We start from the raw sequence: 1,887 nt of genomic DNA, 5'->3' as shown, positions 1-1,887 counted from the left end.
ACTTCTTCGACGGTTTCCGCACTTCACACGAAATCCAGAAAATCGAAACTTGGGACTACGCTGATCTTAAAGAGATGTTCCCAACTGAAGCCCTCAAAGAATTCCGCGCTCACGCTCTCAACCCTGAGCACCCGGCAATGCGCGGTTCTCACGAAAACGGTGATGTTTTCTTCCAGCACCGCGAGGCTTGTAACTCAACTTACGAGGCTCTCCCTGCAATCGTTGAGAAATACATCGACAAAATCAACAAGAAACTCGGCACAAACTACGGTCTCTTCGACTACTACGGCGCTCCAGATGCTGACCGCGTTATCGTCGCTATGGGCTCAATCTGTGATGTTGCAGAAGAAGTCATCGACTACCTCACAAAGAAGGGCGAGAAAGTCGGTCTTATCAAAGTACATCTTTACCGACCATGGATGCCAAAGAAATTCCTTGAAAAATTGCCAAAAACAGCAAAGAAAGTCGCTGTTCTTGACCGAACAAAGGAACCGGGCTCTTTGGGCGAACCACTCTTCCTCGATGTCGCTACAACTCTCCGCGAGGCTGGCTTGAATGATGTTAAACTTTCTGGCGGACGCTACGGTTTGGGTTCAAAAGACACACCTCCAAGCTCAGTATTCGCTGTATTCACAGAGCTTGCTAAAGACGCACCGAAACCACGCTTCACTCTCGGAATTGTTGATGATGTTACAAATCTCTCTCTTCCAGAGGTTAAACCGGCTCCAATCACAGCCGCTGAAGGTACAGTAGAATGTAAATTCTGGGGTATCGGTGGTGACGGTACAGTCGGCGCAAACAAAGACTCTACAAAAATCATCGGTGACCACACTGACAAATACATTCAGGCATACTTCCAGTACGACTCTAAAAAGACTGGCGGTATCACAATTTCTCACCTCCGCTTCGGTGACAAACCAATCAAGTCTCCTTACTACATCAACCAGGCTGATTTGGTTGCCTGCCACAACCAGTCTTACATCATCAAGGGCTACAAGATGGTTCAGGATGTTAAGGACGGCGGAACATTCCTTATCAACTGCCAGTGGAGCGACGAAGAGCTCGACAAGCATTTACCTAGCGAGTCAAAGAAATACATCTATGACCATAAAATCAAGGTTTACACTGTAGACGCAGTTGACATCGCAACAAAAATCGGTCTCGGAAAACGAACATCTACAGTTCTCCAGTCTGCATTCTTCAAGCTTGCCGGCGTTCTTCCTGCAGAAGAAGCCATCAAGTACATGAAGGAAAAGGTTGTTGCCAAATTCTCTAAGAAGGGTCAGGATGTCGTTGACATGAACTGTCAGGCTATCGACCAGGGAGCAGGTGCTTTGCACGAAGTTAAGATTCCTGCTTCTTGGGCAAATCCTGCTCCTGATGCAGCTAAACCTGCTCTCAAGGGCGAGAAAGCTACCGTTAATATGGTAGAAAAGCTCATGAACCCAATCGCTTTGATGGACGGAGACAATCTTCCTGTTTCTGCATTCAAAGACATCGCAGACGGTCAGTTCCAGCTCGGAGCTTCTGCCTACGAAAAACGTGGTACAGCCGTTATGGTTCCACAGTGGGACAGCGCAAAATGTATTCAGTGTAACAACTGTGCATTCGTTTGTTCACACGCAACAATCCGCCCATATCTCCTTACAGATGCAGAGGCAGCTGAAGTCGAAAAGAACGGCGGAAAAGCAGTTGACTTGAAGCCAAAGGCCGGAAAATACAAGTTCACACTTTCTGTTTCACCGCTCGATTGTATGGGTTGTGGAGAATGTACAACAGTTTGTCCAGTTCAGGCACTCACAATGGTTCCACAGGAGACTCGTCTTTCAGAGCAGCCAGCTTGGAACTATCTCGTTGCAAACGTATCAAAGAAGGAAGATTCTGGAT

At 47.3% G+C, this 1,887-nt stretch carries 1 protein-coding gene; it reads left to right on the top strand.

The genetic code is table 11. The annotated features are described in order from the left end of the window. Positions 1 to 1,887 (top strand): 2-oxoacid:acceptor oxidoreductase family protein (locus B2089_RS04735; protein ID WP_296686256.1); only part of this gene is annotated, 1,887 nt, incomplete at both ends.

Source organism: Treponema sp. UBA3813 (assembly GCA_002368605.1).
In the GTDB taxonomy this organism is placed as follows: domain Bacteria; phylum Spirochaetota; class Spirochaetia; order Treponematales; family Treponemataceae; genus Treponema_D.
Note: the sequence above shows the minus strand (reverse complement) of the source record. Positions and strands in the feature narration are given on the sequence as shown.